22 protein-coding genes are annotated in these 24,286 nt (G+C 38.3%); 3 read left to right on the top strand and 19 right to left on the bottom strand.

The features are described from left to right. Window positions 1-88: 88 nt before the first annotated feature. The 19 genes from A3GM_RS11235 to A3GM_RS0109885 form a co-directional block, all read right to left on the bottom strand. On the bottom strand, window positions 89-940 hold the full coding sequence (locus A3GM_RS11235) for a hypothetical protein (protein ID WP_018363228.1): 852 nt from the start codon (window positions 938-940) through the stop codon (window positions 89-91). 2 nt (window positions 941-942) lie between these two features. After that, window positions 943-1,536: a hypothetical protein gene (locus A3GM_RS0109970; protein ID WP_018363227.1), complete on the bottom strand. Its 594-nt coding sequence runs from the start codon at window positions 1,534-1,536 to the stop codon at window positions 943-945. Between the two features lie 907 nt (window positions 1,537-2,443). Then, window positions 2,444-3,103 carry a YiiX/YebB-like N1pC/P60 family cysteine hydrolase gene (locus A3GM_RS0109965; RefSeq protein ID WP_018363226.1) on the bottom strand — a complete coding sequence of 220 codons (660 nt, stop codon included), beginning with the start codon at window positions 3,101-3,103 and terminating at the stop codon, window positions 2,444-2,446. Further along, complete coding sequence (locus tag A3GM_RS0109960) at window positions 3,100-5,169, bottom strand: TonB-dependent receptor plug domain-containing protein (RefSeq protein ID WP_018363225.1); 2,070 nt, start codon at window positions 5,167-5,169, stop codon at window positions 3,100-3,102. Before A3GM_RS0109960 ends, A3GM_RS0109965 begins: the two co-directional genes overlap by 4 nt. Before the next feature lie 156 nt (window positions 5,170-5,325). Beyond that, on the bottom strand, window positions 5,326-6,783 hold the full coding sequence (locus A3GM_RS0109955; RefSeq protein ID WP_018363224.1) for a TrkH family potassium uptake protein: 1,458 nt from the start codon (window positions 6,781-6,783) through the stop codon (window positions 5,326-5,328). 7 nt (window positions 6,784-6,790) lie between these two features. Continuing rightward, window positions 6,791-8,131, bottom strand: coding sequence for a Trk system potassium transporter TrkA (gene trkA, locus A3GM_RS0109950; RefSeq protein WP_018363223.1), 1,341 nt, complete (start codon window positions 8,129-8,131; stop codon window positions 6,791-6,793). A gap of 1 nt (window position 8,132) precedes the next feature. Beyond that, a complete protein-coding gene (gene dxs / locus A3GM_RS0109945; RefSeq protein ID WP_018363222.1) occupies window positions 8,133-10,031 on the bottom strand; it encodes a 1-deoxy-D-xylulose-5-phosphate synthase in 1,899 nt (632 codons plus the stop codon). Window positions 10,032-10,295: 264 nt separating this feature from the next. Next, window positions 10,296-11,228: an endonuclease/exonuclease/phosphatase family protein gene (locus A3GM_RS0109940; RefSeq protein ID WP_018363221.1), complete on the bottom strand. Its 933-nt coding sequence runs from the start codon at window positions 11,226-11,228 to the stop codon at window positions 10,296-10,298. Window positions 11,229-11,254: 26 nt separating this feature from the next. Continuing rightward, complete coding sequence (locus A3GM_RS0109935; RefSeq protein ID WP_018363220.1) at window positions 11,255-11,869, bottom strand: septal ring lytic transglycosylase RlpA family protein; 615 nt, start codon at window positions 11,867-11,869, stop codon at window positions 11,255-11,257. A 53-nt stretch (window positions 11,870-11,922) separates the two neighbouring features. Then, window positions 11,923-13,260, bottom strand: coding sequence for an NADP-specific glutamate dehydrogenase (gene gdhA, locus A3GM_RS0109930; protein ID WP_018363219.1), 1,338 nt, complete (start codon window positions 13,258-13,260; stop codon window positions 11,923-11,925). A 515-nt stretch (window positions 13,261-13,775) separates the two neighbouring features. Next, window positions 13,776-14,273, bottom strand: coding sequence for an Lrp/AsnC family transcriptional regulator (locus A3GM_RS0109925; protein WP_018363218.1), 498 nt, complete (start codon window positions 14,271-14,273; stop codon window positions 13,776-13,778). A gap of 292 nt (window positions 14,274-14,565) precedes the next feature. Further along, complete coding sequence (locus tag A3GM_RS0109920; protein WP_018363217.1) at window positions 14,566-15,033, bottom strand: ExbD/TolR family protein; 468 nt, start codon at window positions 15,031-15,033, stop codon at window positions 14,566-14,568. Beyond that, entirely contained in the window at window positions 15,030-15,560 is a 531-nt protein-coding gene (locus tag A3GM_RS0109915) for an ExbD/TolR family protein (RefSeq protein WP_018363216.1), read from the bottom strand. The genes A3GM_RS0109920 and A3GM_RS0109915 overlap by 4 nt, the downstream gene beginning before the upstream one ends. Further along, complete coding sequence (locus A3GM_RS0109910) at window positions 15,561-16,064, bottom strand: hypothetical protein (protein WP_018363215.1); 504 nt, start codon at window positions 16,062-16,064, stop codon at window positions 15,561-15,563. It abuts the gene before it with no gap. Next, complete coding sequence (locus A3GM_RS0109905) at window positions 16,051-16,890, bottom strand: MotA/TolQ/ExbB proton channel family protein (protein WP_026216188.1); 840 nt, start codon at window positions 16,888-16,890, stop codon at window positions 16,051-16,053. Before A3GM_RS0109905 ends, A3GM_RS0109910 begins: the two co-directional genes overlap by 14 nt. Window positions 16,891-17,216: 326 nt before the next feature. Then, on the bottom strand, window positions 17,217-18,389 hold the full coding sequence (locus A3GM_RS0109900; RefSeq protein ID WP_018363213.1) for a mechanosensitive ion channel family protein: 1,173 nt from the start codon (window positions 18,387-18,389) through the stop codon (window positions 17,217-17,219). Window positions 18,390-18,437: 48 nt separating this feature from the next. Further along, entirely contained in the window at window positions 18,438-19,706 is a 1,269-nt protein-coding gene (dacB, locus tag A3GM_RS0109895; RefSeq protein ID WP_018363212.1) for a D-alanyl-D-alanine carboxypeptidase/D-alanyl-D-alanine endopeptidase, read from the bottom strand. Further along, window positions 19,696-20,109, bottom strand: a complete 414-nt coding sequence (locus tag A3GM_RS0109890) for a PH domain-containing protein (protein WP_018363211.1) — start codon at window positions 20,107-20,109, stop codon at window positions 19,696-19,698. Before A3GM_RS0109890 ends, dacB begins: the two co-directional genes overlap by 11 nt. A 205-nt stretch (window positions 20,110-20,314) precedes the next feature. After that, window positions 20,315-21,145, bottom strand: a complete 831-nt coding sequence (locus A3GM_RS0109885; RefSeq protein WP_025830091.1) for a hypothetical protein — start codon at window positions 21,143-21,145, stop codon at window positions 20,315-20,317. Between the two features lie 333 nt (window positions 21,146-21,478). Here A3GM_RS0109885 and A3GM_RS0109880 point away from each other — a divergent pair, with 333 nt between their 5' ends. The 3 genes from A3GM_RS0109880 to A3GM_RS0109870 are packed head-to-tail and all read left to right on the top strand — an operon-like array spanning window position 21,479 to window position 24,255. Beyond that, complete coding sequence (locus A3GM_RS0109880) at window positions 21,479-22,636, top strand: purple acid phosphatase family protein (protein ID WP_025830092.1); 1,158 nt, start codon at window positions 21,479-21,481, stop codon at window positions 22,634-22,636. A 57-nt stretch (window positions 22,637-22,693) separates the two neighbouring features. After that, on the top strand, window positions 22,694-23,275 hold the full coding sequence (locus tag A3GM_RS11230) for a sigma-70 family RNA polymerase sigma factor (RefSeq protein WP_018363208.1): 582 nt from the start codon (window positions 22,694-22,696) through the stop codon (window positions 23,273-23,275). A 23-nt stretch (window positions 23,276-23,298) separates the two neighbouring features. Continuing rightward, window positions 23,299-24,255, top strand: a complete 957-nt coding sequence (locus A3GM_RS0109870) for a FecR family protein (RefSeq protein ID WP_018363207.1) — start codon at window positions 23,299-23,301, stop codon at window positions 24,253-24,255. Window positions 24,256-24,286: the final 31 nt, after the last annotated feature.

Below are 24,286 nucleotides of genomic sequence, written 5' to 3'. Positions count from 1 at the left end.
AGAGATAAAGGCTCTAGGCTAGAATATACTCAATTAATTCTTTATTTGCTTTCTGATTACTAATGCCATAGGCTTTCCTTATATAATTTTATCTGGTGTCTTTCTTTTTAGAGTTAGAGCGATATAAGCTATTTGTTATTACTCCTCTAAAAATGTCTTCATTTAGAAATTCTAATGTTCTATTAAGTTCTGATACATTATGAGTAGGAAGGATAAGTTTTCCCGCATTATTAATCTGGGCTTTTATACCATATTTCTTTAAGAGATTTTTTTTTGTCCGAAGGGATTTACCTATAAATGTTGAGACATTTGTTGTAGATGATAATACTTTGATTAGTCTTCTGGTCTTAACATTTGCAATCTTTTTAATACGGCCAGCATTAGCTTTTAAGTTTTTGTTTTTTCCGAAAGATTCAATTTCTCCATCAGTAGCCTCCTTCACAAAATCTAATAAAGGAAAAATCTGATTTGCACTTGTATAACTCTCAAAATAAAGCTTACCATTTTCATATATGGCATTAACCTTTTCTTCAATTACAAACGCCCTTTCTTGCATTTTTGCAAAAGAATTCCCGTATTCAACTTTCAAGACAGTTTTACGCTTTAATATGTTTCTTTTGTTAAATACTTGAAAAAGGTATCTCCCTTCTTCATACCAGAAAATACTTTTAGGAATATCTTCCTCTATATTATATTCAGACATATCTGCTTGATTGTCAGGTATTCTACTGAAGTCGTCTGGCAAGAAGAAATTTACATAAGTAATGTTTTCTCCTTTTCTTGCCATTATATCTCCATTAAATTCATCTTCTTCCATTTCCGCAGTTTTCAAACTCGCTGCACCACTGATAAAAATATCTCTAATATCATTAACCACATCCTCATTGAGTGAAATATACTTCACAGTGTTGTCTGACATTAAAGCGTAAAATTGGCTCATATCTATTCTTTATTTTTAATAATTAATCCCATGTAATCGGTTATGTCAGAATATCGTGTTATTTCCGTCTTGTTTTTAATACATTTTTTAGAGAGTAATATGTATGTATTTTCCTTTGTATGGACTTCATAGTGGCGATAGCCCAACATTGAACAGATAATATTATAATTGTTATTATTATAACTACTAATTGCTATAAAGCAACACTGTAATATTATGCAAAAAAACAAAATCTTAAAATCAAGGTTATCTGTAGATATAGTAAGCCATGGTATGGCTGATGACAGAATCTGTTCTCCGCTATTTTGTGACAGATTTGAATAAGAGGTGACTGTTATTGTTAGGCCTTCCTCTGAACGTTCATATTTTTTGTTAAGATAAGCTGCAAGTAATATTGTGCATAGGAACATAAAAAATAGGCTTAAATTGATTGCCCACCAATCAAAACTGTTGGGGCAAATATGGTTACCCCATAATACCTTCCATTCGCTAAAGTATTTTTCATGATCTTTAACGATACCAGTAAGCGCTAAAGACAAAAAAGTTGGAGCAGTTACAGTTAATGTGAATAATATCTTTGGGATGTTTTGTAGCATATTTATTATGTTATAGTTTCTATTTCTTCAAAGTATTTGTACTTCGGAAAACGAGATATAGACAGGTTTGAATATACGAATTGTTAGAATTTCTGAAAGATACTATTATATCCCAGTACACTAGGTTTAGAAATATCATTAACAGAATATGTAGTATGTGAAAAACTCAGTCAAGTAAAAACGTTTGTCCTCTATTTGTAAAGATAATATTTTCTTTTGAAAAACAATCATTTCTGAATAAAAAATCAAGCTAAATGTTTAACTTGGTTTAATTTTAAGTATTCTATGATAATGTTGTATAGGTAGTATCATCATAAAAATACTTAGAAAACCTCTTTTCAATTTTATTTGTTCTCTTGTGAATTTTGCTTTTCCCTTACTCTTTTTCCTCTCCTATGTGATGGAAATCTTTCTCCTTGTTTATTTCTTTTGGCACTTTCGTTATATCTATTGCTCATAAAAGTGTACCCCTGTTAGAGGCTATAGCGATAGGTAATAATATTAAATGTGTTAGTTGTTTATGCGCTTGTGCATTACTGTTATCTTTTGATAGCTATGCTCTCTTGTTCGTTTACTAAATATATGGCTTATACATACAACAACTCTCTTTTTCTTGTAATGATATGCCGATAACTATGTGGCAGATTCTTATTCGGTAAAAGCATAGTTTTTGCACCATAATAGTAGTGCAATTGCACGATAAAAGCATTCTTTTTGCACGGCAAAGTCATAGCTTTTAGGGAGTGATGGTGTTGTATTGCGGTAAGAAAGAGGGGAGAGATGTTGAGAAAGAGCGAAGAAAAAGGTTTGGTGCAGTGGCATTATCTGCGCCAAACCTTGTGGGGTTTTCTGCTCGAAAAGCTCAAATCAATTGATTTTCAGTATTTCGTTGCAGAAGAACGAAGCGTTAGTTGTCGTAGAACCAACGATGAACAATGTTGAGTTGGTCGCTCATCGACAAGTTACCAGGATTGCTTCCTGGTGCTCCTTCGGGCACTTCCATCTTCCAACGAGCATAATATTTCTTCCAATAGTCGGTCACAACGCCCGTACTATCATGGAAACTCATGGGGATAGGCTTAAAAATCAGGTTGTCAGCTTTGTCCTTATAACATAGTTGAATAAGCTCACTGCAGTAAATCTCGTCGTCGGTCGAATCGAACTTAAAGTCATAACGCTTTCCGATATACTTCATAGCGTTTTGCACCGACGCCTCAATATTGTCACGATTCTTTAGTCGTCCTACCAAAACATAAGGCACTTTGTTCAACTTAAGCCACTTTTTAAACTTATCGATAGGAGTTAATTTCACGCCCATAAAAGAGGCTTCGAGTGCAAAACTACCCGTAGAATCGTTGTGAAAGATAGCCACGTGAGGAATATTCTCACCATTAAAACCCTGTGTTACCTCGCTAATGGCATTCTTATTTTGTTGCACGCAAAATAAAAGATCGCCCTCTTTCAACGCAGATGTTGTAGTAACATCGGTCATTCTTTCTTCCTCTTGCTTGTCGCATGCAATGCACACGAAACACGAGAGGAGAGCCACTAATAGATACTTCATCATAAGTTGATATTGAAAGAGGCTCCTGCCATAATCCAAAAGCCAGGTTGTGGAATTCTACCATAGTCGTAATACTTCTTGTTGAAGAGGTTGTTGGCTTCAACAAAGCAGCTATATCGAGGTTTATCAAGTGACACACGGCAATCGAAAACACCATAAGGACGATATTTTTCGGTTTGAGTTGGCGAGATTACCACGCTGCCTGTGCGGTCGAGATAACGATACATTATGGTGGTATTAAGATCTTTCAAAGGCGATAAAGCTAAACTTGCCGACAGCTTATTGCGAAGATATTCGAGCACATAGCGACTTTGTAATCCTGCATCTTTGTGCGAATTTTGATGAATATGTGCATAAGCGATCGAGAAGTTTTTCATTATCTTTTGGGTAGGCCATAGCTGTTGCAAGCGCAAATCGAGCGCTAATTCTGTTCCAACGCTATTGATCTTACCAAAGTTAACACTCTTCCAAACAAAGTTTCCTGTTGCATCTGTAGAGCCAATCCAGTCTATTTGATTGCGAAGATGATTGAAATACACCTTTGCCGATGCTGTTAATACAGGTGTTTGGTGCTTTACTCCTAATTCAAAAGCCGAAAGTTCTTCAGGTTTTAGATATTTGTTGGGCTCAAATCCCTTGTATTTATAAAACAATTCGGTGGCTGTTGGCAAGCGAAGTGATGAGTTATAAGAGGCGTAGACCTTTAGGGTAGGGAGCAATTGGTAGGCGATGTCGATACCAGGATATACTCTCATTCCGCCTTTAATCCACGAGTTATACGAGCTGATAATGCCCAATGAAGCACTGAACTTATCGAGAATTAAGTTGTGTTCGAAGAAAATCGAAACGTTTGTTCTATTAAACTCCTTAGTATAATCTCTGTTGGTGCCCGAAATGTGTTTTGCTTTCGCCATCAATTCGCCAAGTGTTGTGCTCACAAGGTCTTCTTGTCTGAGGTCTAAGCCGATAGCAGTTTTGCCTGCAGTCCAGTCGAAATAAGTATTGATGTTGGTGCCATAAACATTCGAACGAGCATAGTTAAAGGGCACAGGGTTTTCGTTTCCACGATGCCATTCATATCTATCTTCGTTTCTATTCCAATATATTGCACCATGAAGTTTCATGAATCCCTTTTTAGTGTCAGCCTGCAAAGCGGTGAATGTTTTAAAGGTGTGTTCGTATTGATCGTCTGATGCGCCATAAAAAAGATTCGAACCCCAGCCTTTACTACTTAATCCTGCATGCCAGTTCAATTGCAATAAATCGGTGTTATATCTGCCTTGATAAAAAGCTTTGCCTCCTTCAAAATCCATGTTGTGATGACCTTTAGAGCTAACCGAATAGCCATCGCTTCGGGTGTAACTTGCCGATAGTGCGTTGGTGAAGTGAGATTGAGAAAGATTGAGTGCTGCTCCGCCTGAAAAGAAACCATAAGAGCCGGCTTTGGCAAATGCTCTTACGTTGTTGTCTTTGGTTAGTTTGGTGATGATGTTAATGGCTCCTAATAGCGAAGAGGTTCCGTAAACTCTGCCTGCAGGGCCTTCTAACACCTCAATTCGTTCTATTTGGCTCATGTCAACGGGTATATCAAAAGCATTATGTCCTGTTTGTGGGTCGCCAATATTAATGCCATTCACAAGTATTGCCACTTGTTCGAAGGTTCCACCACGTAGACTTATATCCGTTTGAGCACCTATTGCACCACGTTGTCGCACATCAATTGCAATAACATGTTTCAATAAGTCGTTAACACTTTGTGCTGCGATGGCACGAATTTCTTCGCTACCAAGCACCTTAACCATTCTCGATTGCTGAGCAACTGTCAGCGGAGCACGTGACGCAGTGATAAGAACTTCACTGAGATCAACCTCTTTTTCCTTCCCAAGAACAGTAGAATCGGTCTTTGCTTCATTCACACTAATGCTTTGAGCCTTAGCGTTTGTGAGTGTAGCAACGCTTAAAGTACCGATAAGAACCTCTTTTCTAAGCACAGAAAAAAGAGAATAGCCCTTGTTTGAGAAACGCTTAAACAAGATGCTATTGCGCTTGTTGAAAATTGTTTTATACATACTTTGTTTTATAATTGTGCCTTGCACTATTGCAAAAGCAGTGCAAAGTTAGCTGTTTTTATTCTATCTGCCAACGAATGTTAATGAAGAATTGCGGGCAAAAAATAAGAACTGCGATGAACAAAAGTAGCTAAAACAAATGGTTAGGGCTTGCTTTTAGGTCTTCTTCCAAAACTCTGGAGTAAGAATAACAAGCACGGTAAATATCTCTAAACGTCCTATCAGCATCAAAGCAGAGCAAATCCACTTGGCGAAGTCGGGCAAAATGCTCCACGACATCGTAGGACCTATTTCGATACCCAATGTTGGTCCAACATTACTCATACAACTTAATGCAATGGTAATGGCGTTGGTGTTGTCTACTCCCGCTGCAATCATCACGAAAGCAGCTATCACTGCCAATATCAAGTAAACGGCAAGGAAAGCCAATAGGGTGACACGTTTACGAACTTCGATATTTGTTCCGTCGATCTTTAGCGGTAAAACGGCATTGGGATGCAAGATCTGTTTGAACTGATTAGATATAATTTTGAGAATCAATACGCCTCGAACACATTTTAAACCTCCACTTGTACTACCTGAACAAGAGCCGAAGAACATACACATTGCTAAGACTACCCAAGTGACATGGGGCCATTTACCTGCGTCATCGCTAAAGAGTCCTGTGGTGGTGATGAAAGAAACAACTTGGAAAAGACTACTTCTGAATGCCTTTTCTAACTCATATCCGTTGCGATAAATTAGCTCGAACATGATGAAAGCGGTGAAGCCTAAGATAATTGAGCAATAGAATATGAACTCTGCATTGCGGAATAAGGCCTTAAAACGTAGCTTCGCTACTGCCATATACAATAAAGTGAAGTTGACTCCTGACACAAAACAGAAGAAAATAGAAAGGTATTCTATCGTAGAAGAGTGGAAATAAAGAATACTACTGTTGTGAGTTGAGAAGCCTCCTGTGGCTGCAATGGCCATAGAATAATTGATACTGTCGAATAATCCCATTCCACATAGCTTGAAACTAAGGACACATGCAATAGTGAGAATGAGGTAAACGCTCCAAATCCATTTAGAACTTGTACTTAAACGGGGGTGTAACTTTGACTGAATAGGGCCCGTTGCTTCAGCTGAGAAGATCTTAACTGAACCGCCAACAAGTGATGGAAGAAGGGCAATGGTAAAGAATACAATTCCTAATCCACCTATCCAATGGGTCATTGAACGCCAAAAAAGTAATCCATGAGGTAAGGATTCAACATCGTCTATGATAGTTGCTCCTGTGGTTGTGAAGCCCGATATCGTTTCAAAAAAAGCATCGGTGAAATGAGGTATGGCTCCTGTTATCATAAAAGGTAATGAACCAAAGATACTAAAGATGGTCCACGAGAGTGTAACAACTAAGTAAGCGTCACGTCTCGACATGCTATTTTCTGCTTCATTTCCTAATGAACGGAAAAAGAAAGCAAAGAAAAGAGTAATTAATGAGGATACAATAAAAGCTAAAGAATCGAATTCATGATAGAAAAGCGATACGGCAACGCTACTAAGGAGTAGGGCTGTTTCGATAAATAATAATGAACCTAGAATCTTAAATATAATCTTCCAATTAATCATCTCAATCTTAATTAAAGTATCTTTCTATCTTTGTTATTCGTAAATCGTGACAGAATACCATCACAATGTCGCCTGCTTCAATCTGAGTTCCACCGCTAATAAGCATACCTTCGCCGTTTCTTACAAGTCCACCTAAGGTTAATCCGGTTGGTAAACCAAGCTCGTAGACTTTCTTTTTGGTGATTTTTGAACCTTCTTGAACCTTGAATTCTGCGATGTCTGCATTCGAAGTCATGATGAATCTCATGTTGTTCGCATTGGGATCGAGCATCATTTGGTAGATTTCACTTGCCGCAATGGTCTTCTTATTCACAATTGTTCCGATGTCAAGGCTCTCTGCCATACTGATATAATCAATGTTATCCACCAGCGCAACGGTCTTTCTTACACCGAGTCTTTTAGCAGTTAAGCAAGCAAGAATATTGGTTTCGACATTGGGAGTTACTGCAACAAAGGCTTGAGTGTTGCGTATTCCTTCTTCTTTTAACAAGCCAATGTCTCTTCCGTCGCCATTAATTACCATCGTGTCGCTATCGAGTAGCTCGTTAAGTTCTTCGCATCTCGCTTCGTCTAACTCGATAATTTTAGCCGACATATAGCTTGGTAGGGTCGAAGCAACACGCACTGAGGTGTTACCTCCGCCCATAATCATAACGTTTTTCACATCGTCGTAGTCTTCTTTACCTACAACTTTGCGAATATAGGGAATATAATTTTTGGTGGTCATGAAGTAAACAAGGTCATAAAGTTTTAGTTCATCGTCTCCACCAGGAACGATAGTCTCATCTCCACGACGTATGGCTACAATGTGATAAGGCTCTTTATGCTCGCTAATGCTTTTGAGTGGTTGATTCAATATGGTGCAACCTTCTCGCAATTTGATACTAAGCATCACCAAAGCACCATTGTGAATGTCCCAACGTTGACGCACCCAACTCATCTTTAGGCCTGATATAATGTCCTTTGCAGCAAGCATTTCAGGATAAATAAGTGAGTCGACGCCCACTTGTTTGAAGAATTTATCCATGCCTTCGTTAAGATATTCTAAACTATCTATCTTTGCAACGGTTCGTTTTGTCCCCAAGTTCTTTGCCAATACGCATATATTTATATTGACAGTTTCTTGTGGAGTAACCGCAATAAGCAAGTCGGCATGTTCTGCACCCGCATCTTTTAGGGCCTTAATGCTGGTTGGTTCTGCACAAATAGTAAGTAAATCGAAGTCTCTATCTAGACGAACAAGGTTGTCTGGATTATTGTCTATTAATACGACTTCTTCGTTATTACGAGATAATAACTCTGCCAAGTGGGTACCAATGGCATAAACTCCAACAATGATAATCTTCATATTAACCTAAAATTTCTTGTTTTATTGCAGCCTTATCATATCCTGCAATCTTGCGTAATTCATCAACTGTTCCATGTTCTATGAAACTATCGGGCACTCCCATTCTTACAATTGTAGGATGGTAGTTATGGTCTTTCATCCAACAAGTGATGCTACTGCCCATTCCACCATCTTTAACTGCGTCTTCAATGGTGATAATTCGCTTGAACTTTTTACCCACTTCGTGCAGCAATTGCTCATCGAGTGGCTTTAAAAAGCGTAGGTCGTAATGGGCAACACTAATGTTATTGCCTTCAGAACTCAATTCCTTTATAATCTGTTGAACGTCGTTTCCTAATGGACCTAAGGTGATAACGGCAACGTCTTCGCCCTCAGTTAAACAACGTCCTTTACCTATTTCTACAGCTTCAAGGGCGCAACGCCAATCAACGAGCGTTCCCTTTCCACGAGGATAGCGTATCACAAATGGACCATGATTAGGCAGTTGAGCAGTGTACATCAATCTTCTTAGCTCACATTCGTCCATTGGAGAAGAGATAATAAGATTGGGTACAGGTTGTAAAGCCGCAAGATCAAACACGCCATGATGCGTTGGTCCGTCTTCACCTACTAAGCCTGCACGGTCGAAACAGAATATAACAGGAAGACTTAAAAGGGCTGTGTCGTGAATAATATTATCGTAAGCACGTTGCGCAAAGGCGCTATATATGTTACAGAAAGGTATCAATCCGTCTTTAGCCATACCCGCAGAGAAAGTCACAGCGTGTCCTTCTGCAATTCCAACGTCGAATGTTCGGTCGGGCATTTCACCCATCATGATATTCATAGAGCAACCAGTTGGCATCGCAGGAGTCACTCCTACGATCTTATCATTCATCTTTGCAAGTTCCAAAAGAGTTTCTCCAAAGACATCTTGATAACGTGGTGGGGTGTTGCTTTCATCGCTAACGATTCTCGTTCCCGTTGCAGGATCGAACTTACCAGGTGCATGCCACACCGTAGCTTGCTCTTCTGCAGGAGCATATCCCTTACCTTTTATGGTGTGAAGGTGTAGCATCTTGGGACCTTTCATGTCTTTTAAGCGACGTAACATATGAACAAGTTCAATTACATCGTGACCTTCAAAGGGACCAAAATAGCGTATATTCATGCCTTCAAAGACATTTTGTTGACTACTTAATGCCGATTTAATAGCATTATTTAGTCGTATAATCATTTGTCGGCGCTTATCTGTTAGATAGCCTTTTGAATGTAACCATTGCGAAGCTTTGAACCTTATTTTATTATAAGTCTCGTTAGTATCGAGCTGTAATAAATACTTTTCCATTCCACCAACACTTCTATCAATGCTCATGTTGTTATCATTTAAGATGATTAACATGTCATTTGGAGTAGAAGACACGTTGTTCAAGCCTTCAAAAGCCAATCCGCCACTCATAGATCCGTCGCCAATAATAGCCACAGTATGTTGATTTTTCTTGTTCAAACGCTTAGCTGCAACAGCCATTCCTAATGCTGCTGAGATCGAGTTCGAAGCATGTCCGCATGCAAAAGTGTCGTATTCGCTTTCAGAAGGAGATGGGAATGGGCGCACTCCGTTAAGCTTACGATTAGTCGAAAAGATCTCTTTTCTACCTGTAAGTATCTTATGTCCATAGGCTTGATGACCCACATCCCACACTAATCTGTCAGTAGGTGTGGCAAAAACATAATGTAAAGCCACCGTAAGTTCTACCGTTCCTAACGACGAAGCGAGATGTCCTGGATTAACAGAGAGCTCATTTATTATGGTTTCTCGTAATTCCTTACACACTTGAGGCAATTGTTCAATACTTAATTGTCTCAAATCTTTAGGAAATGTTATCTTGTCTAATAATCTTAAATTTTCGTTCTCAATCATCACAATGTTGTATAAACGCCATCTAAAAACTAGCTAACTGTTTTATGCTCATAAAGGTTATGGAATGCACATACTTTATTATAATGTTTCAATGCAGTAGTACATTGTACTTAAAGAGCCAACACTAGCATCTGCAAAGGTAATTTAATTTTACTTGAAAGCAAAATAAAAGAAGTGTTTTTAGGTGTATATCTTCAATAAGAGATATATTTATTGAGGCGTTTCAATACTTTTATATATTCTCGATTGAAACGCCTCATCTTTTTATTTCTTCACCCATTTGATCTTTGCAAATACAGGATAATGGTCTGAAGGATTTCTTCTTGTAAATCGTTTTAGGTTGATTTGTTGTGGAGCATCTTTTCCTTTTCTTGCTTCCGATTCCGTATCTTCTGTCCAATAGCTATTGGTGAGCACTCCATAACGTTGAACTTCAAAGGATTTGGTCAAGAAAATATGGTCGATTCTACTATCCGTTTTGGTATCAGAATCAAAGTCATTGAATGTTCCATTCTCTGCAAATCTGTTTTGAGCGATGGTGTATGAGTCGTTCAATAAGCCCGAATTAACAAATAAGTCGTATGTCTCATCTTTTTGATCGACATTAAAGTCACCCGTAAGAATAACGGGAGACTTGGCTCCTGCGATTTCTTTTATCTTTTTAATTACCAACTTTGCGGCCTCACGACGTGCGATAACGCCAACATGGTCGGTGTGAAGATTAAAGAAATAGAACGTAAATCCCGTTGCTTTTTGCTTGAATTTGCCCCATGTGCAGATACGAATACAAGCAGCGTCCCAACCCAATTTAGGCTTTTTAGGATTCTCTGCGAGCCAGAAATGGCCATCTTTTAGTTTCTCAATCTCGTTTTTATTATAGAAAATAGCAGCGTATTCGCCAGCCTCTTTGCCGTCGTCTCTACCCACGCCTATATAATTATAGGTGGGAAGTTGTTCCAACATATCGTGCAATTGCTCTACCAATACCTCCTGAGCACCAAAGATATCAGGATTTTCAAATTTCAATTGGTCGCAAATAACCTGGCATCTCTTTTGCCAAACGAATCCCGCTTTAGCGTCATGGTTGTTTTTGTATCTTATGTTATAGCTACCAACAAATAACGATTGTGCATAAGTAATAGTCCCTATGGAGATGAAAAGTAGGCATAGGGCTAGTTTTTTAGTAAGATTTTTCATTGTTCTTGTTCTATTTCGTTTTCTTATTAGTTGTCCCAAAACTTAAGTTTTTCAAACACATTGCTCCACTTGTTCGACTTAGGTTTGTTGTTCTCTTCTTTACCTTTGTCTGTTGTTGGGGTAGAGTTGTGTTCTTCTTTATTTGTTGTTTTAGTTTTTGTAGGAGTTGTTTTCTCCTTCGTTGTCTGCTTAGAAGCCGCCTCTACCTTTTTAGGTGTTTCCGTATTCCATTGTTGAATGAAGCTATATCCAGCATCAGATACATCGAAATCAATTTCAGGAAGATCGATTTTATCTTTAGGACGATATGGAATTTTGCCAATTTCGATAGGCTCCACAATAACAGTAGCTACCCCTTTTGAAAGGATATCTAACATATTGGCAGCACCCCATGATAAGTCTATGATACGTCCACGTGCAAATGGTCCTCTATCTGTAACCCTAACCACCACTTCTTTACCATTTGCGGGGTTAATGACACGCAATTTCGACCCAAAAGGATAGGTTCGGTGCGCACAAGTTAAACTGTCGTGATGAAGTAACTCACCACTGGCAGTGCGAGCACCTGTAGCCCTTTTAGAGTAAAAGGTAGCTTTGCCACGCTGTTGTTGTGCGTAACACAGGTGGCAAAGCATTATCATACATATTATGATTACGTTTCTTTTGTTTATTTGCACTATACTTGTTTTTCATTCTACACTATGCCTTGCGCCATCATGGCGTTAGCAACTTTCATAAATCCAGCAACGTTTGCACCCTTCACATAATTGATATAGCCATTTGCTTCAGTGCCATATTTAACGCATTGTTCGTGAATAGAGTGCATGATGTAATGTAGTTTTTCATCCACTTCTTTTTCACTCCAAGGCAAACGAAGGTTGTTTTGGGTTATTTCTAAGCCCGATGTTGCCACACCTCCAGCATTAACTGCCTTACCAGGTGCAAACAATTGGTTAGCTTTTAAGAAGAGATCAACAGCTTCGGCTGTGCATCCCATATTTGAAACTTCGGCTACACACAATGGTTTGTGTTGTAAAAGAAGTTCTGCATCGTGTTCATTTAGCTCGTTTTGGGTAGCGCATGTCAATGCAATGTCGCAAGGGATACGCCATGGTTTCTCGCCTTTAAAGAACTGTGCTCCTTCGAATTCGTCGGCATAAGGACTGCAAATGTCATTGCCCGAAGAACGTAGTTCTAATAGATAATCTATCTTTTCGCCGCTGATACCATTGGGATCGTAGATAAAACCATCAGGACCACTAATCGTAACGACCTTTGCTCCCAGTTCAGTTGCTTTCTTAATCACGCCCCATGTAACGTTACCAAAACCGCTTGTTGTTATTATTTTACCTGCAATATCAATTCCTTTGGTTTGCAACATCTCATTCACGAAGTATAATGCGCCATAACCTGTAGCTTCAGGGCGTATCTTTGAGCCACCCCATTCAATACCTTTACCAGTTAAAACGCCTCCCCATTGATGTTTTAGCTTTTTATACATACCAAAGAGATAGCCTATTTCACGTGTTCCTACACCGATATCGCCAGCTGGAACATCTTCGTCAACTCCGATATAATGGTATAGTTCCGACATAAAAGCATGGCAGAAACGCATTATTTCGGCATCGCTCTTGCCTCGAGGAGAGAAGTCTGAGCCACCTTTTCCGCCTCCCATTGGGAGTGTTGTTAATGCATTCTTGAAGGTTTGTTCAAACCCTAAGAACTTCAAAATAGACGGTGTTACAGATGCATGGAAGCGAAGTCCGCCTTTATAGGGGCCAATTGCGCTGTTAAATTGCACTCTGTAGCCTGTGTTAACATGCACTTCTCCTTTGTCGTCTACCCACGGTACTCTGAAAGTAATAATTCTTTCAGGCTCTACCAGTCGTTCAATAAGTTTCGCTTTTTCGAACTCTGGATGAGCGTTATACACTTCTTCGATAGATACAAGTACTTCTTTTACTGCTTGTAGATACTCTTTTTCGCCTGGATATTTTTGTTCCAAACGACTCAATACTTCATCTACATTCATAGGCTTAATATTTTTAAGGTTAACAATTATGACAAAGATAAGAGTTATTTATATAACCACCAAAATAAAAATATAATTTTTATTGCTCTTATTTTTTTTAGCTTTTTGTTACCGCAAACAGCAAAAAAGAATGTAATTTTTTGTCATTTTGAGACCGAAAAAATAGATATTTCTTGTTCAAAATAGACTGCTTACAATTTGAAAGTAGTGCTTTGAAAAGATAGATAGGATAGTCTTTCGAGGGAAAAAAGATGTTTTAAGCGAAAAACTCTATGCTTTTATAGAGCTGTTGGGGGCTTTGGGGGAGAAGAAATGCCTATTTTAGAGAATAAAGCACTGCTATTATATTGAAATAGGAGTGATTTTGCGAGCGAATAGCATTGTTTTTATATAGAAATATCAATGCTTTTGGCGACTTGTTCTTTTGCTTTTATACCGAAATTGAACTGCCTTTGCAGTATAAAAACAAAAATGCTGTAGTGTTTTTGTTTCACTACAGCATTCAGTATTGTTCATTATTCGATTGTACTTTTCTTTCCTTGAGGAATTTGAATATCTTCTTTTGGAAGCTGTCTGTTTATTTCTGCGTGATAAGAAATAAGTGAGTGAGTTCCTCTTAGGTTAAGAGGTTGAATCTTATTGTGAATGATATCCATCATATGTTTATTGTTAAATGCGTAGATTTTAATAAACATATCGAACTCACCAGATGTAAAGTGGCATTCAACCACTTCAGGAATCTTCTTCAACCCCTCAACAACGGTACGGAAATCGCTTGGATCTTTTAAGTTAAGACCAATGAAAGCACAGGTCTCATAACCAATCTTTTCAGGGTCAATAATGAATTGTGAACCCTTGATAACGCCCAAGTTAATAAGCTTTTGTATGCGTTGATGGATGGCTGCACCACTTACATTGCACTCACGAGCAACCTCTAAGAAAGGTATGCGTGCATCTTCTGCCACCATTTGAAGAATCTTTTTATCTAAATGATCTAAACTATGATGTCCCATATTTATGTGTTTTTAATGATGCAAAGATAACATAAAAGAAAGAAACTGCCAACTTTTTAATGCTTTCTTGTTATAATTACGCACTTTTTTGTTCTTTTTTCAACATATATCTATCAAAAAGTAACATTTCACTTACATGTTATCTCTTGCGTATTTAAAATGTTTTGATGGTAAATAAAGTGTATTTAATGATATTTTTTAGTCTTTTTATCTCTCTGATAATTTATTTATTTTTAATTCTTTACATCAACTTTTCCGCTTGGTTTAGTTGAACTTGTGTCGTAGTTGATGGTTATTGGCGGCGCATTGACTGCCCAACATAAAACACATTGTCGACCTTTGCCTCTTGAAGAGCCTTTTTAATGAACATAATTTCGTGCATAGGCGTGCGCTCATCTGCCTTTATTAATACGGTGAAAAGATTTTTGTCGCCTTGCTTCAACAGCTTTCTTGCCTCCTTAATAGCCTCTGTCAATTGCTCTTTTGCAACGGGTTTGCCATTCACTTCAATAACAGTTGGCTGTTCGTTAGGGGGCACATTGGGCGTTAAAAGCTTACCAATTGAAATAGAGCATAATGCTTTCTTCTCGTGTAAGTTCGCCAACGACATTCCTTTGGGCAGCGAATAGCGCACCTTAGAGTTGTCTGTTCGCATGTGTGTTACAATCATAAAGAAGAATAACACAGAGAAAATGAGGTCGGGAAGCGATGCTGTGTTCAATTGAGGCACATCGTGTTGTTTCTTTTTAAACATGCTCATTGCTCACCTCCTTTGTCGTTTTCATACGCATTTTCAACAATTCGTTGAGGCAAGTCGTGCGCAATTGCTTCACGTTCGCCTGCATCTGCCAATTCATACTCGCAATTATAACGCTTTAAACACAATTCGTTGCGAGCTTTTTGATAAGCCAAAGCAAGTGCATTTTGTAGTTTAAAGTAGCTATTATAGTTGCTTTCGGGGTGCGAATGGATATATATGACGTGCTTTTTGGCGTGTTTCAAGATGAAACGAGAGGCTACCGACGAGATAGAATCAAGACCAATGGGTTTGCCTTCTAGTGTTATTTGGTTGTTGGGCAATAGCTCTATCGACATAAACGAGGTTTTGTTCACCTCCGTTTGCTCTTGTTTTTCCTTCTTTTCTTTAGGTGGTATTCTGCCTTTTAAGCCCTTATCGAGGTTCATCGAGGTAGTTACAAGAAAGAATATCAACAGCATAAACGAGATGTCTGCTGTTGAAACAGTGTTCAGTTCGGGTACTTCTTGTTTCTTTCTTCTAAATAACATTTATGCTCTTCTATAGCTTTTAATTGTTCCCCATGTTGCACAAACAATGCCAATAAGTAGCAACAAAATAGAAACAGAAATGAACATGTCACTTGCTTTCAACCAAAATGCGTTGTTAAAAGCTATTCCATTCACTTTCAAAGGTGATGAAGAACCTAATAAGAAGAATAGAATAAGTAGAGTAGGGACGCTGATGAAGGTGGTATTTCGAATGAGTTTCACCTTAATTCCATTCTGAATGCTGGGCAGTTGTGCCCCAAGTAAAAACTCTTTGATGAGCGACCATACCGCAATAGCAATGGATAAGAAAAGAACGATATAAGTAAAGACAAGGAGAGTGTTGGTGAGTAGAGGCTCAACCATTCCCTCTTTAGTTAGCGATGGCATATCGTATCCAACTAAAAAGAATAGCGAGAATATCACCAAAGTGAGTAAACAAAGTACTCTTAGACTGATATTGGCTAATCGCTTGTTGTCTTTTATCTTCAATTTATTCTTTTTCATGCTTTGTTTTATATTGCATTATAGCGTCGAGAAGGGTCATTACCGACTCTTCCATTTGCGAAGTGAGGTGGTCTATCTTTGAGATGATGTAGTTATAGAATAACTGTAGGATCAAAGCTACAATGATTCCGAAGATGGTTGTGATAAGAGCTACCTTCATTCCAGATGCAACAATGGTTGGACTTATATCGCCTGCGGTTTGTATTTGGTCGAAAGCAAGTACCATTCCGATAACAGTTCCGAGGAAACCTAACGATGGAGCCATAGCAATAAACAAGCGAATCCACGAGCAACCACGCTCAAAATAGGCCGTTTGCACGGATCCATACGAAACGATAGAACGTTCTATTTCTTCGATAGGTTGATCTATTCGCATAACGCCTTCCTTGCAAATAGCAGCCACAGGACCTCTTGTTGCATCACATTGTTGCAACGCTTTATCTAAATTTTTAGAGCTAATGTTTTCCGAAAGCTCTTCCATAAACTTCTTTGCATTGATTTCTGACAAAGTGAGGAAAATGATTCTTTCAATGCAAAAGGCAAGTCCTAAGACCAAAGCCAATGCCACCAACGACATAAACCCAGCGTTTCCCTCAATGAACTTTGTTTTAAGTGCGTTGTGAAAACCTGTTTGTGGTTGACTGATAGCGTCGTCGTCTTCCATCGATTCGAGTCCTTTCACCAACGTAGTGTCTACCACTTGTGCTGTTGGGGCAGGTTGTTGGGGGGTGTTGACTGCCGAATCGCCTTTTTGTGCCATTGCATTTAGTGAGCACATCACCAGCAATTGCATCATCATCAATAGTTGTAATAAATATTTCTTCATCTTACTTATGTAAAAAAGCAACTGCCCTTGTATGTAGGACGGGTGCTTCTTTTTACTTAAATGTTATACTTCAATGCAAATATTAAACGCAAAATTAGAGTTTTTATTTCAAACATCAAAATATAAGAAAAATTCTTTCGTTGTGCGTTGAGCTATTTCTTGCAAAACAATTTGATAGCTTTCGGCATGTAAAAGCATTGAGTTTGCACTCTAAAAGCATTGCTATTGCAGTGTAAAAGCATAGCTATTATAAAGAGGTGAGATAAAAATAAAGACGCAAGCTCGTTGAACCTGCGTCTTTATTAAGTTATAGAGGGGTTGAACCTTTATGCGTTTTGGTTGGGGAATTGTTGATAAATGGTTAACTTAAACTCGTTAGCCATAGCATAACACCATTCCACTATCTCTGCCAAAGTGTGCTCGTAGTGCACTGCAGGATCGTTCTTTATGAAGAAAACGAAGCACAAAGGCAAACCAGATTGTGTGGCTTCTACTTCTCTTACCAATAAACCCATTTCAGGAATAATGTCCTTTCTGCTTGAAAGATAACGTTCGATGTATTGACGATAGAGTGCAATGTTGATGTGATTGCCTTTTAGTTCGTCTTCAGTGAATAGTTCTTTCGAGATAAGAGCTTGCTTTTGCTCGTCAGAAACAAAGCCAATGCTTTTAAAATCGAAATAAACTTGTCGTGTAACACGGCGTCCTGAGCCTGCAGCCATACTTCTCCAGTTTTGGAAAGAGCCGTTAACTAAAGCCATAGGAGTGACAGTTGCGGTTGTATTATCAAAGTTTCTAACCTTTACTGTGGTTAAAGTTACGTCCTCAACAATACCATCTGCGGGTGTACCAGGAACGGTAATCCAATCGCCAATGCGTACCATTTCGTTGCTGTTGAGGCGAATTCCAGCCACAAGACCTTGTATGGTGTCTTGAAATACCAACATCAATACGGCAGAAGTAGCACCCAATCCTGCAAGAAGCGTTAAGGGGTTCTTATTAAATAAGGTAGCAATGATAACAATTCCAGCCAAGAAGAATATGACAATACGAACGACTCCCAAGAACGATTTGGCATAAAGTTGCATTTTAGAGCCTTTCTTTGTCTTCTTTGTTTCAACCGATTTGATGATGGCAAGCAATAATTTTACCACCATTACACATATATATACAGCTGTTAGTCGAGCCACTATGTCTTTTAAAGTGGCGTGTTGAAATACCACCAAAGGCAACAATTTCCAGATAACAACAGCAGGAATGAGCTTGCAAAACGTGCGAAGAACAGTGTCATTAAATAATAGAGTGTCCCATTCTGTAGGCGTTTTAGAACTTATCTTTTGTATAATAGGGCGAATAATGTACCATCCTGCCCAGCCAGAAAACCACGATAAGAATATCGCAATGATAAAGAATAGGGCATAACGAATGGGTACAACACTTGCACCATGAATGCCTGTTAGCTCAATGAGCTGTTCTACTAAGTTTTTAATTTCGTTCATATTGCTTTGGTTTTTATTGAGTTGAAAAAATAATTACTATATATTTATTTACGGAGCGCATAGAATTTCGCACACTTTATTTTGAAAAGCACGTCCATTTGAGTTGTGAATTAATCCCTGATTGATGATGGCAAAGCACAAGAAATGGCCGTTTGAGGCAGTGCAATAGCCAGCAAGTGAACTAATTCCAGTGAGTGTTCCTGTTTTAGCATGCACGTTACTTCGAGTGTATTGGCCTTGCATTCTCTTCTTTAAAGTGCCATCTACGCCAGCAGAAGGAAGCGAAGGGTCGAGATGTCTGAATATGTTTTTGTTGTTATAAGCATACTTTAAGAACTCAACCTCAAGTTCAGCACTTACATAATTATATAAAGATAGTCCTGAACCATCGGCAATTTTGTATTTATTGGGGTCTTTTTGCAACTTAGTGATTAGCTGTTTAATCACTGTTCGTGCATCTTTTGCCGACGAAGGACGCCTTCCTGCACTGCTTGCCAATTGATAAAACATAGCTTCGGCATAGAGATTGTTACTATCTTTCATCATCTTCATGAGTACTTGGTCGATGGTGTGGAATCTACTTTCAATCTGAACGGCTTCGTAAGGCTTTGTGCCTGAGGTCCAACCCATCGTTACTGTGATGCCAGCTTCTTGCAAAAGGTGCATCAAACGCTCCATAAATCGGTCTTTACCACTTATCAATAAAGGTGTAAGCGTGGGATTATCATCGTCCCAACACCAGCCTTCTCCCCATTTATCTCCATCTTTCATCGATGTGTCTGTAAAGATATAGCCCGCAATAGTGTCAATTTCTAACTCTTTAAGACCATTGACAAAGGCGTGCATATCATCGTTGTTAAACATCGGATCGAATCCTCCTACACAATAAACATTGCCTTTTAGCACCCTGTCTTCGATGTTTCCCGTTTTCCATAACGAAGTTTTAAACTGATGACCACCGCCAAGTTTGTCTAAAGCAGCAATGGCAGTGATGAGCTTCATGGTTGAAGCTGGACGCAAAAGTTGCTTTTCATTGAATTGAAAGATTGTTGAGTCGGCTGTAATATCATATACCATCAATCCCACTTGCGATGTTTTAAACATCTTGTTGTTAAGTAGTGTCTGCAATTGTTCTTGCTTATTGAGTGGCCAAGGCAATGCCGTGCTATCCTCAAAGATGGTAGATGCCGATACAGAATCAAGCTCCGAAGTCTCTACATTTTGGTCTTTTACCTCGTTATCAATCTGGGCAAAGATATGAAGAGGTAGTAAGAATAAAATAAAAATGACAGAGTAGAGGCGACTATTATTCGTCATCATTTTTATTGTTTGCATTCTTTCGTTTATAAAACTCATTGATAAATAATTCTGGTTGTTGTGGTTGTATTCCAATATATTGTTTGTTTTCTGTTTCAATAATGAGCGAAGTGATGAGCCCAAAGCATATCTTATGGGTCGATATGTTGTTGATTTGTGCAAGAGAAACAGTTTTCTTGCGATAGAAACGTCCGTGGTTGATCTCTAAGAACTGTTGATTATCAATTGCTTTAAATGTATAACTGCTATTGATAATGTAGTTTATTATAAAGAGAGTGAATAGTGCAAACAACGTTCCTACAAGGGCTTTCTGTTGCCAAAACATATAAAAAGCGAATCCACTTGTTAGAAAAATGGCTATTTTGGCTTGCCAATTAAATTGTTGTTGAAATGTTCTGTTCATGAGATATTTATTTTATTGTGTCGCCAACAAATAGTTATTAGCTACAAAACAATGGGTGCAAAGTTACAAAAAAAATAGAAAGCATGCTATTTATAACTTATTATTAAAAAAGAAAGGAGTTGAGAATAGATTACTCTCAACTCCTTATTGAATACAAAGTATTCTGTTATAACATTTCAAAAACAACCTGCTATGCTATTATTCCTTATTTCTTTCGAGTAGGAATGTTGAACTCTTGTATTGCAGTGATAGTGCGTGCGCCTTGTCGTGCATATACTTTTAGAGTGATGTTGCCATTCTTTAACCACTTGTCTGTTGTGACAAGAGCTGTGTAACGGATACCTTTTCCTGGGTCGATGCGTTGTACCGACAAAGTAGGAGAAATGTAAACGTGCTTGTTTCCTGTTGTTTCTTCAACAATTGGGTCTACATTATATAAAGGTTCTGTACCGTTATTGAATATCTCAAATGTAACTTTTGCCATCTCATTTCTCACCAATATATTATCATTATTATCGTCTTGGAAACGAGGATTGCGCAATTCTACGATGTCTCTTGTACGCTCATTCTGTGGTTGAGCTTTTCTTTCGAGTTGTCCAACAGTTACAGTTTGAGTGGTATTGTAATCTTGTGGTTGTGCAACTTGTGTGCTTCCGAATGGATATATTCTATCATCATTGTTGCTATATGAAGCATTTACAAGATTAGAAGATAGTGAGTTGTCTGATGAAAGGGCTACATCTGAACCATTGAAGTTAGAGTATAGGCCATCAACTCCTTCGTAAGAAGAATCGAATGGACGTTGTTGTGCACGATCAGCTTTATTCTTTGCGATTGCACCTCCAGCGGCTGCGCCACCTGCAACGCCTATAATTGTACCGATGTTGCTACCATTCATGCCGCCAAATAGTCCGCCAACAGCACTTCCTAACATTCCTCCCATGTTAGCACCAATATACATTCCTGTGCCTTGAGCACCGCCACAACTACTTAAAAGTAATGCTGCAGTTGCAACACTCATAACTAATCTTTTCATAATTCTTGTTCCTTTCTATATTAAGAAACAACCTTAGGGGCTGTTATTCCTATCGTTTTAATGATTTAATGCCGCAAAGTTATACAATAAAAAGTAAAAAGTTAGGTGGGAAATCCTTAAATAATATAGGGAAATCCCTAAAAAAGTTGATAGCGTTTGAGGGGGTGTTAGAGGGGAAAGTGGGATATTAACATAAAAAATAACTTTTTTATAGTACTAATTTAGTACTTTTGCGTATTATTTATAAACGGAGATTAAAACGGGCTTTGTGTCCTATTGTCTTCTGTGCAATAAACGATTATGAATCAACAAACTAAACAATACATTATACCAATGAGAAAAATACTATTCCTTTTCATGCTTTTTTGCATGCAGAATGCTTTTGCAATAAAGATAACTCATGGCCCATACATTTGCGATATGGACTCAGTTTCAGTCACAATTATGTGGGTTACAGATAAACCAGGTATGTCTTGGGTGGAAATTGCAGAAGAAGATGGCATGCATTTTTATGGAAAAGAACGTCGAAAAGTATTCGATACCGTTCGTGGAAGGAAGAATGTTAGCGACACATTACATTGCGTTAAGGTGATGAATCTTCGTCCAAATACTCCTTATCGCTATCGTATCTTCACAAAAGAGATGCGCACTTGGACTTGGAGTGACTGGGTTACATACGGCGAAACTGCTGCTTCTATCGTGTATAAAAAAGAGCCTTATAAGTTTAAAACCTATCCTGTTGAACGCAGAGACGTGCGCTTCTTGGTTTTAAATGATATTCATGAGCGAGCTGCTTTTATGAAAGATTTGTGCAAAGATGTAGACTTTTCGAAGTTAGACTTTGTGCTTTTAAATGGCGATATGTCGAACATGGTGGGCGATCCTAACAATGTTTTGCGAGCTTATATCGATACTTGTGTTTCTATGTTCGCTACAAAAATCCCCATATTATTTAATCGTGGAAACCACGAAACACGTGGATCTTTTGCCGATCATGTGATAGATTACTTCCCAACAAAGACCAATGAATATTATCGTTTGCAACATATTGCGGGCATAGACTTCTTGTTTTTAGATTCAGGAGAAGACAAACCCGACACCGATATGGAGTATAGTGACATCGCAGCATTCGACGAATATAGAGAAAGAGAAGCTCTTTGGCTAAAGAACTTGGCTAAAGAAGAACGCCATAAGAAATATCCTTTGATCGTGTTCTCACACATCCCACCAGCATTTGGCTCTTGGCATGGATACTATCATCTTAAAGAAACAATGGTTCCAACGCTTAACAATATGCAAGCTTCGGTGATGTTGTCGGGTCACTTACACCGATATGAGTTCCAAGAAGCAACCAACGACATTCACTTCCCAGTGTTAGTGAATAGCAATATGAGCTATTTGTTATGCGAAGTGAAGAAAGATAGAATGGAAGTGGAGTATTCAGAACTCAACAAAAAGAATATAAAACATTTTAGCTTTAAGTTGAAATAGAAATAATGGGCATTGAACTTATGTTTGTGCGGAGTTTTAATTGGTTTAAATAATACCATGTTTCGTGCAAAACAAGACAATAATGTAGTTCCTTTTAATAATTCGTATGATTTGTTTAAAGAGGTGTATAACGAGCAAGTTGACTCGTTATATGCCTTTGTTTTGAAAAAAGTTAAGAACCCAGAGCTGGCTCAAGACATTGTACAAGACACATTTTTGAAGTTTTGGGATAACCGAAACGCCTTAAATCCAGAAGCTAATTTGCAGGCATATCTCTTCACTATTGCCCATCATCTCATTATAGATATGTTCAGAAAAGAGGTCAAAGAAATCACAATCGATCAATATGTTTCTCTTTATGGAGCAATAAACGAGAATAAAACAGCCGACAGCGACATTCTATATAAAGATGTATTGCAGTATGTAGAGAGCAGTAAAACCAAACTACCATCACGTGCTTGCGAGATATATAAAATGAGTAGAGACAAGGGAATGACGATAAAAGAAATATCACAAAACCTCAGTTTGTCTCCACAAACAGTGAAAAACTATCTTACAACAGTATTGAAAGTGTTGAGAAAAGAACTCACCAAAGGTGGTTTTATTTGCTGGTTACTTTCTTTCTTATATGAATTTTAAACCCTTTAAGGTGCCATATATCAATGACAAACGAAGAGTTAAAACAACTATTTAGCAACTATTTTGCAGGAAAACTAAGCACTTCGGAATTGAAGAGATTGAAAAACGAGATGCAAAACATCTCGGACGAAGTTCTATGGGAAGTGTTAGAAGAGAACGAAAGCACCCATTCTGTTGAGAAGATGACAGCCGAAGAGCGTGAATTGTTGTATCAACAGATTGAAAGAACCATCAGAATGAGAAAGCGCAGAACATGGATTTTGTCTGCAGCTTGTTTCCTTTGTCTTTTTGTTGGATTGGCTTCGCTTTTTAAAAGCTATGAAAATAGATTGCAAAAGCATAGCAATTACTACACAAGTGTACGCATATTGAAGGGTAATAAGGCTGCTTTTACTTTGCCAGATGGTACTCACTTGGAAGTCAATGGTGGTACAGCGTTTCGCTATTCGATTATTCCTGGTGTAGAACGCCACATCAAACTCGATTCAGGTGAGGTGTATTTCAATGTAGCCAAAAATCCTCTTTGTCCCTTTGTTGTATCGATGAAAGATATGGATGTAGAGGTATTAGGAACACAATTCAACCTTAAAGTGTCTGAAAAAGCCATCGAAACAGCACTTTTCAGTGGCAGCGTAAAACTCACTTCGCCTCACTTAAAGAACGAATGTCATTTAGTTCCAGGTCAGAAGACTATATATAATAAGGTGGAAAGCAAATTGAGTTGGCAAGAGGCAGACCTACTTTGCGATGCAGGTTGGCGCAATGGAACCCTCGTTTTCAAAGACACTCCACTTAAAGAGGTGTTCGAAGATGTTTCGAATGCTTATGGAGTAGAGTTCCACTTCCAACGAAATATACCAATGAACGATAAAATTACAGGAACATTTAAGCAGACTGGCATCACTGAAATGTTAGATGCTTTGAGCCGATTATATAACTTTAATTATTCAATCAAAGAAAAACAAGTATATATCAAATAGAAAAACAACAACGAACAACATTTGGAAGTAT

The organism is Hoylesella nanceiensis DSM 19126 = JCM 15639 (genome assembly GCF_000379965.1).
GTDB classification, from domain to species: Bacteria; Bacteroidota; Bacteroidia; order Bacteroidales; family Bacteroidaceae; genus Prevotella; species Prevotella nanceiensis.
Note: the sequence above shows the minus strand (reverse complement) of the source record. Positions and strands in the feature narration are given on the sequence as shown.

What these genes read in the sequence shown, in the direction of transcription:
- A3GM_RS11235 (WP_018363228.1), bottom strand. Translation starts at nt 940, where the DNA reads ATGAGCCAATTTTACGCTTTAATGTCAGACAACACTGTGAAGTATATT.
- A3GM_RS0109970 (WP_018363227.1), bottom strand. Translation starts at nt 1,536, where the DNA reads ATGCTACAAAACATCCCAAAGATATTATTCACATTAACTGTAACTGCT.
- A3GM_RS0109965 (WP_018363226.1), bottom strand. Translation starts at nt 3,103, where the DNA reads ATGATGAAGTATCTATTAGTGGCTCTCCTCTCGTGTTTCGTGTGCATT.
- A3GM_RS0109960 (WP_018363225.1), bottom strand. Translation starts at nt 5,169, where the DNA reads ATGTATAAAACAATTTTCAACAAGCGCAATAGCATCTTGTTTAAGCGT.
- A3GM_RS0109955 (WP_018363224.1), bottom strand. Translation starts at nt 6,783, where the DNA reads ATGATTAATTGGAAGATTATATTTAAGATTCTAGGTTCATTATTATTT.
- trkA (WP_018363223.1), bottom strand. Translation starts at nt 8,131, where the DNA reads ATGAAGATTATCATTGTTGGAGTTTATGCCATTGGTACCCACTTGGCA.
- dxs (WP_018363222.1), bottom strand. Translation starts at nt 10,031, where the DNA reads ATGATTGAGAACGAAAATTTAAGATTATTAGACAAGATAACATTTCCT.
- A3GM_RS0109940 (WP_018363221.1), bottom strand. Translation starts at nt 11,228, where the DNA reads ATGAAAAATCTTACTAAAAAACTAGCCCTATGCCTACTTTTCATCTCC.
- A3GM_RS0109935 (WP_018363220.1), bottom strand. Translation starts at nt 11,869, where the DNA reads ATGATAATGCTTTGCCACCTGTGTTACGCACAACAACAGCGTGGCAAA.
- gdhA (WP_018363219.1), bottom strand. Translation starts at nt 13,260, where the DNA reads ATGAATGTAGATGAAGTATTGAGTCGTTTGGAACAAAAATATCCAGGC.
- A3GM_RS0109925 (WP_018363218.1), bottom strand. Translation starts at nt 14,273, where the DNA reads ATGGGACATCATAGTTTAGATCATTTAGATAAAAAGATTCTTCAAATG.
- A3GM_RS0109920 (WP_018363217.1), bottom strand. Translation starts at nt 15,033, where the DNA reads ATGAGCATGTTTAAAAAGAAACAACACGATGTGCCTCAATTGAACACA.
- A3GM_RS0109915 (WP_018363216.1), bottom strand. Translation starts at nt 15,560, where the DNA reads ATGTTATTTAGAAGAAAGAAACAAGAAGTACCCGAACTGAACACTGTT.
- A3GM_RS0109910 (WP_018363215.1), bottom strand. Translation starts at nt 16,064, where the DNA reads ATGAAAAAGAATAAATTGAAGATAAAAGACAACAAGCGATTAGCCAAT.
- A3GM_RS0109905 (WP_026216188.1), bottom strand. Translation starts at nt 16,890, where the DNA reads ATGAAGAAATATTTATTACAACTATTGATGATGATGCAATTGCTGGTG.
- A3GM_RS0109900 (WP_018363213.1), bottom strand. Translation starts at nt 18,389, where the DNA reads ATGAACGAAATTAAAAACTTAGTAGAACAGCTCATTGAGCTAACAGGC.
- dacB (WP_018363212.1), bottom strand. Translation starts at nt 19,706, where the DNA reads ATGACGAATAATAGTCGCCTCTACTCTGTCATTTTTATTTTATTCTTA.
- A3GM_RS0109890 (WP_018363211.1), bottom strand. Translation starts at nt 20,109, where the DNA reads ATGAACAGAACATTTCAACAACAATTTAATTGGCAAGCCAAAATAGCC.
- A3GM_RS0109885 (WP_025830091.1), bottom strand. Translation starts at nt 21,145, where the DNA reads ATGAAAAGATTAGTTATGAGTGTTGCAACTGCAGCATTACTTTTAAGT.
- A3GM_RS0109880 (WP_025830092.1), top strand. Translation starts at nt 21,479, where the DNA reads ATGAGAAAAATACTATTCCTTTTCATGCTTTTTTGCATGCAGAATGCT.
- A3GM_RS11230 (WP_018363208.1), top strand. Translation starts at nt 22,694, where the DNA reads ATGTTTCGTGCAAAACAAGACAATAATGTAGTTCCTTTTAATAATTCG.
- A3GM_RS0109870 (WP_018363207.1), top strand. Translation starts at nt 23,299, where the DNA reads ATGACAAACGAAGAGTTAAAACAACTATTTAGCAACTATTTTGCAGGA.